This is a genomic window from Brachybacterium sp. AOP29-B2-41 (assembly GCF_052378395.1).
Taxonomy (GTDB): domain Bacteria; phylum Actinomycetota; class Actinomycetes; order Actinomycetales; family Dermabacteraceae; genus Brachybacterium.
The window spans coordinates 171,962-178,431 of sequence record NZ_JBQSXR010000008.1; the positions used below are offsets into that span (position 1 = coordinate 171,962).

Genomic DNA, 6,470 nt, shown 5'->3' on the forward strand with positions numbered 1-6,470 from the left:
CGCTATCTGCTCCTCGACGAACCCACCACCTCCCTAGAGGGGTCCCAGGTCGAGCATTTTCTGGAGACCGTGCAGGGCTTGGCTCGGAATGAAGGGATCGGAGTCCTGTTCGTCAACCACAAGCTCGACGAGCTGTATGCGATTGCGGACCACATCGTGGCATTGGTGGATGGCGAGATCCGCATCTCCGGAAAGGCATCCGAGGTCGACCGTGAATCCGTGGTGCAGGCGATCGCCGGTGAGGAGGCGCATGCCTCGGAGGATGGCGCGGCACAGGCAGTGGCACGGCGCGATGTGCCGCCATCGGCTCCAGACCTTCAGCCCGCCCTGGAGATCGAGAACCTGCACGGACCGTCCCTTCACGGCGTCAACCTGCGGGCGCTTCCCGGCCGAGTACTTGGAATCTATGGCCTCATCGGTGCGGGGCGCACTGAACTCATGCGCACTCTCGTAGGGCTTGACCGGGTCCACGACGGCACGGTAACCCTGCATGGCAAGCGATACATCCCTGTTTCGCCGGCTGATGCCCAGCAGCGCGGGATCGTCTACCTCACTGAGGAACGCAAGACCGACGGAATCCTCGGAGGGCTCGACGCCACCACGAACGTGCTCCTCCCTGTCCTGGGGCGCTACCACCGATTCGGGCTGCTCGATAAGGCTCGGATGCGCAAGGACTCCATGGAACTCATGGATCGCATGCACGTGCGCGGGGACCGTACCGCGCCGGTCGAGCGGCTCTCGGGAGGCAACCAGCAGAAGGTACTGCTTGCCAGGGTGCTCGCTCAGAAGCCGTCGATCCTGCTGCTCGACGAGCCCACCAAGGGCGTGGACATCGGTGTCAAGACGGAGATCCACAAGCTCCTGCGTTCCCTGGCCCACGACGACGGCTTGACGGTCGTCGTCGTCTCGAGCGAGGAGGAAGAGATCATCGAACTCGCCGACGACGTCGTCACCCTCGCCGGGGGGATCTGTGACGGCACGATCAAGCGCGCCTCAGAGCTCTCCGTGGTCGAGCTGCGACACGAAGCATGGAACGCAGCATGAACGAAATCATCACCGCCGAAAGAGGGATCCTCAGAATGGCCATCGACAAGAATGAAGCGAGTGAAGCAGTTATCGCCGCTGCGCGCGCAGTCGTACGCCACGAGGGGGAAGGGCTGATCCACGCCGCGGACCACATTGATGAGACCTTCCTGCAGACAGTGCGGCTTCTACGACAGACCACCGGGAAGGTGTTCGTCACCGGAGCCGGGACGTCCAGTGCCATCGCCCGGCGCATGGCTCATCTGCTATCGGTCAGTGGCACGCCATCGATGTTCGTCCACCCCGCGGATGCCCTGCACGGAACGATGGGCGCACTTGAAAGGGGCGACGTGCTGATGGCGATCTCGAAGGGCGGGGCCAGCCAGGAGATCAACGAGCTGGTGGTGAAGGCGAAAGAGCGAGGTGTGGATGCGGTGGTCGCGCTCACGTCCCAGACGGGATCCGATCTGGCCAAGAATGCGGACGTGGTCGTCGAGCTCAAGAATCTACCGGGCATCGATCCTGGTGAGGCGATCGCCATGGGCTCAACCCTGGTCGCCGCAGCATGGGGGGATGCCCTGGCAACCGTCCTGATGCGCATGAGCGGATACAGCTGGGGCAAAGTGCTCCATTCCCATCCGTCCGGTGCCGTCGGAAAGATGAACGATCTCCCGGACGAGCTCGAGCCACTGGCGCCGTTCTGGAACTGACAATCGGGGGAAGGATGACGATGAGTCTGGTCGCTGGGGTCGATTCGTCCACCCAGTCCTGCAAGGTCGAACTGAGGCGCTTCGAGGATGGAGTGCGCGTCGGTATCGGTGCGGCACCGCATGCGCCCACTTTCCCTCCGGAGAGCCGGCAGGATCCTCGCTCCTGGTGGACGGCCTTCACTGCAGCGTTGGGCTCGGCTCTGAAGAACGCAAATGCTGATGCGTCGCAGATCCGCGGCATCTCGGTCGGCGCGCAGTGCCACGGTCTGGTTGCCCTGGATCGGCAAGGGCAACCACTGTTCGATGCCCCTCTATGGAACGACACCACGTCGGGCGAAGCGGCCGCCCGAGTGCGCGATGATTACGGGCTCGCGGCGTGGATGCAGGACGTAGGGCTGGCACCGTCCTCAGCATTGACGGTGATGAAGCTCGCCCAGCTCGCGAAGACAGATCCGACAACCATCCGAGAGATCTCTCGGATGATGGTCCCCCACGACTATCTGACGTTCCGCCTGACCGGTCATGTCGTCACCGATCGGTCAGATGCGTCTGGAACTGGGTACTACGACGTGCACCGAGATGCTTGGCGCCCGGAACTGCTGGAGCGTTTCGTCTCGGCCGACCGTGACTGGAGCAGCGCATTGCCCCGCGTGCTGGGCCCCACCGAGGCCGCAGGAACGGTGACTTCGGAAGTTGCTGATCAACTTGGACTGCGAAAGGACACTCTCGTCGGCCCTGGCGGGGGTGACCAGCATCTGGCCGCGGTGGGCCTCGGACTGAAGACTGGAGATTTGGGAATCTCACTTGGGACCAGTGGTGTTGTCTTCACGCCCCGACGTGAGTCAATAGTCGATACCGAAGGGGTCGTGGATTCAGTTGCAGATGCAACCGGCGGGTATCTTCCGCTCGCCTGCACTCTTAATGCTGCAAAAGTCACCGACACATTCGCTCTCCTGCTCGGGGTGGACCCGACCGTACTTGGGCAGATGGCGCTGTCAGCGCCTCGCAAACCTCGCCGCGCCACGCTGGTCGCGTATCTCGACGGTGAGCGGACTCCGCTGAGACCCGACGGAACCGGGGTGTTGGGCGGAATCACCACGGCGACGACTCGAGAGGAGGTCGCTCTGGCCGCGTATGAGGGCGTAGTAGCGGGGATCACCGCAGCCTCCGCGCACCTGCGGCGCACCGGTATCGACCTCGACGGCGAAGTAGTGGCCACCGGTGGCGGAGCTCGTTCTCTCGCCTACCGACAGATCCTTGCCGACCAGCTCGCCTGCCCCGTCACTCGCCGCGATGCCGACGAAGCGACAGCCCGTGGCGCCTGCGTCCAGATTGCAGCGACCCTGGCCGGTACGAATATCCAAGACGTCGCAACGGCTTGGGTACCGCCCACGTCCGACTGGACCGACCCCCGTGCCCGCACGGACCCGGAAGCCAGCATCGACCAGGACTATTACGCGAAGCTCAGTGTGGCTGGGTCCCGGCCTCACTTCACACCCTCGGAGGCATAGAAATGCTCTACATCGACTCGGCCGACGCATCTGCGGTCGCGCGACTCCTGCACACCGGGCTCTTCGACGGCATCACGACGAACCCCACCATTCTTCGACGTGCAGATCTGACCACCAAGGACATCCCCGCACTCCACGACCATGCACTTTCTCATGGAGCGCGAACGACATTCTTCCAAGCCATCGGAGCCGATGCCCATGCTCTTGAGGCCCACGGCAGGGAGCTTCGAGAGCTGGGAGATGATGTGGTCGTCAAGATTCCCGCCACGGTCCCCGGGTACACGGCTGCCGCGCACCTTCGCGCTGAGGGCATCCCGATTCTGCTGACAGCGGTGTACAGCGCGTCTCAGGGACTGCTGGCCGATGCCCTCGACTGCGGCTGGATCGCCCCGTACGTCGGGCGCATCACGGATCTCGGTCACGACGGTGTCGCAGAAGTGTCGACCCTGAGTCAAATGTTGCGGGAGAGGCGAAGCAGCTGTCGTGTCCTTGCCGCCAGCATTCGAGATGTCTCCCAGATGACCGAACTCGCAGCTGCGGGGGTCGAAGACTTCACGATCTCTACATCGATATGCGACGCACTTCTCGAGAGTAGTCACAGCATTTCGGCTGCCGAGGCCTTTGAGCAGGATGCCGCCTGGCACAGTCCCTGAAGGCACACTCACGTAGCAGGCCGGATGGCGGGCCGTGCCGCGTTCCCCGAACGTTACGTCTAGGGCCAGAGGCGCCGCAGCACCAGCACCGCGTCGACGTGCTCGCCGGGCGTCCCGTCGGGGCCGACGGCGGGGCGCCGACGGTCCTCGGCGACCTCCACCGCCCAGTCGGCGACGGGCTGCGCGAGCTCCTCCGCTTCGGCGCGCACATCGATCATGTGCGCGGGGTGGTGATCGGCCCAGGAGGGCGGTGCGGCATGGGAGATGGTGACCAGGTGCCCGCCGGGGCGCAGCGCGCTCGCCGCACGTCGCAGGATCTCCACCCGGTCCAGCTCGACCTCGGACTGGAAGAACGAGGCGGTGACCAGGTCCGCCGAATCCGGCTCGGGCTGCCAGGTGCTGAGGTCCGTGGCGGTGAAGACTGCGCCGTCCAGTCCGCGCGCGGCGGCCTCGGCCCGGGCGCGGCCGACGGCGGTCTCGGAGATGTCCAGGCCCCGGGCCTGCCAGCCCTGTTCAGCCAGCCACAGCACGTCCCCGCCCTCCCCGCAGCCGAGGTCGATCGAGGTGCCAGGCTCGAACCCGCCGACCACCTCGGCGAGTGTCTGGTTCACCCGCCCGGACCAGACGCGCTCCTGGCCCCCGTAGCGCTGCTCCCAGTGCTCGACGGGGGAGAGGGACGGATCCGGGGCGGTGTGGCCGGCGGGGGCGCCGTGCTGATGCGTCGTGCCGTGCTGATGCGCGGTGGAGTGCTCGTGGGGTGCGTTCATAGGGACGAGCCTGGCAGATCGACCGACGGCGCGGTAGCGGACTTGCGCGCCCGGCCGCACCCGGCCGACCCCGCCTTGCGCCTCGCGCCGCTCGGGTAGATTGTCGTCACTTCCAGCGGTTCCTCTCCGGTGACCGCCAATGGGGACCACCACCCGGTGGGGGAGCGAGACGAGGGGGTCCACGATGACGACCACGGGCATGAGCCGCGCCGAGAAGGTGGACGCCGCCACCCCGGAGTCCCGCAACCGCGTCGTCGACTTCCTGCGCGCCGCCGCGATCACGGTGGTGGTGCTCGGGCACTGGACGATCATCGCGGTCGACGCCGACGGCGGGATCCTGCCCCACGGCGTGCTCGACGGCGCCGCCTGGACCCACCCGCTGACCTGGGTGTTCCAGGTGATGCCGATCTTCTTCCTGGTGGGCGGCTACTCCAACGCCCTCTCCTGGCGCTCCGCCCGCCGCAAGGACGTGGGCTACGCGCAGTGGCTGCGCACCCGCCTGAGACGTCTAGGCATCCCGCTCATCCCGCTGCTGCTCGCCTGGCTGGTGATCGGCGTTGTCGCTGTCGCCGCCGGCGCGCCGAACGCGACGGTGCAGCTGGCCTCGCAGATGGCGCTGATCCCCACGTGGTTCCTCGCCGCCTATTTGATGGTGATCCTGGTGGCCCCGCCGTGCCTTGTGCTGTGGGAGCGGTTCGGGTGGTGGTCGATCATCGGCGGGATCGCGCTCGCCGGGGCCGTGGACGCCCTCAGCATCGCCGCTGATCAGCCGCTGCTCGGCTACCCGAACTATTTGCTGGTGTGGGCGGCGTTCCATCAGGTCGGCTACGCCTGGCTCGACGGCCGGCTCGCGGGGTCCGGCCGACGCCTGCTCCTCGCCGCGATCGGACTGGTGGGTCTGCTGCTGCTCGTGCTGGTGGGTCCGTACCCGGTCTCGATGGTCACCTCCGCGGCCGACGAGATCTCCAACTCGAGCCCTACCCGTATCACCATGGCGTTCCTCGGGATGCTGCAGGCAGGGCTGGTGCTGCTGCTCGAGAAGCCGCTGACCGCGCTGCTGCGCAAGCCCGGGCTGTGGTTCGTCACCGTGCTCGTGAACCAGCGGATCATGACCTGGTTCCTATGGCACCTCACCGTGATGGTGGGGGTGGCGCACCTGCTGCTCGCGCTGGATGCTCGGGCGCTGCTGCCCGAGCCGCTGAGCGGGGTGTGGTGGGCGACCCGGCCGCTGTGGGCGTTGGTGCTGCTGGTGCTGACTGGGGTGGTGGTGATGGTGATGGGGAGGTTCGAGGAGCCGCGGGCCGACGATAGGCCTGCTCCGCCGGCGTGGAAGCCGATCCTGGCCGCCGTCACCGTGATCGCTGGGCTTGCGGTGATGGCGAACGTGGGCGTGGTGGGGGAGAGCGGCGTGACCTGGTGGTGGCCGTTACTGCCGGTGGTGGGGTTGGTGGTGTTCGGAGTAGTGCGGTCGCCGGAACGCGTGCCACTTGGCTGATGCGCCGAGTTTCGTCCGAGATTGAAGGATTGCACTAGGCACGCTCTACGGTAGATAGTATCCGGAGCCATATGGATTGAGATATCAAAATACGCCTAGTCAGGAACCTTCCCGCAACGGGGTTTAGTGCTAAAACATCACTGCAATGCTCGGAGATCAACTCCGCGCATAAAAACTCTCGGCTGCTCAACACAGTTGGAAGACGAGTCAATAGTAGCTGGGGCAACACCGTTCGGAGCGACCTCGGCGAAAATGCCAGTCCTCCGGGTAACTACCTTCACCCCTGCTCGATCCCCAAACCCCCTATTAGG

General features: G+C 65.7%; 6 protein-coding genes. 5 read left to right on the forward strand and 1 reads right to left on the reverse strand.

The window, feature by feature from the left end:
• The first annotated feature begins 6 nt into the window (after positions 1–6).
• The 4 genes from ACT3T9_RS10035 to ACT3T9_RS10050 are packed head-to-tail and all read left to right on the forward strand — an operon-like array spanning position 7 to position 3,897.
• Positions 7–1,044 carry an ATP-binding cassette domain-containing protein gene (locus ACT3T9_RS10035; protein ID WP_444606533.1) on the forward strand — a complete coding sequence of 346 codons (1,038 nt, stop codon included), beginning with the start codon at positions 7–9 and terminating at the stop codon, positions 1,042–1,044.
• Positions 1,041–1,733, forward strand: a complete 693-nt coding sequence (locus tag ACT3T9_RS10040) for an SIS domain-containing protein (RefSeq protein WP_444606519.1) — start codon at positions 1,041–1,043, stop codon at positions 1,731–1,733. Before ACT3T9_RS10035 ends, ACT3T9_RS10040 begins: the two co-directional genes overlap by 4 nt.
• A 20-nt stretch (positions 1,734–1,753) precedes the next feature.
• The gene (locus ACT3T9_RS10045) at positions 1,754–3,244 is read left to right on the forward strand and encodes an FGGY family carbohydrate kinase (RefSeq protein ID WP_444606520.1); all 1,491 of its coding nucleotides are present in this window, start codon (positions 1,754–1,756) and stop codon (positions 3,242–3,244) included.
• Positions 3,245–3,246: 2 nt separating this feature from the next.
• On the forward strand, positions 3,247–3,897 hold the full coding sequence (locus ACT3T9_RS10050) for a transaldolase family protein (protein ID WP_444606521.1): 651 nt from the start codon (positions 3,247–3,249) through the stop codon (positions 3,895–3,897).
• Positions 3,898–3,956: 59 nt separating this feature from the next.
• Here ACT3T9_RS10050 and ACT3T9_RS10055 read toward each other — a convergent pair whose 3' ends face one another.
• Complete coding sequence (locus ACT3T9_RS10055) at positions 3,957–4,664, reverse strand: class I SAM-dependent methyltransferase (protein WP_444606522.1); 708 nt, start codon at positions 4,662–4,664, stop codon at positions 3,957–3,959.
• A gap of 184 nt (positions 4,665–4,848) precedes the next feature.
• On the opposite strand from ACT3T9_RS10055, the gene ACT3T9_RS10060 reads away from it, so the two are divergent.
• Entirely contained in the window at positions 4,849–6,159 is a 1,311-nt protein-coding gene (locus ACT3T9_RS10060) for an acyltransferase family protein (RefSeq protein ID WP_444606523.1), read from the forward strand.
• Positions 6,160–6,470: the final 311 nt, after the last annotated feature.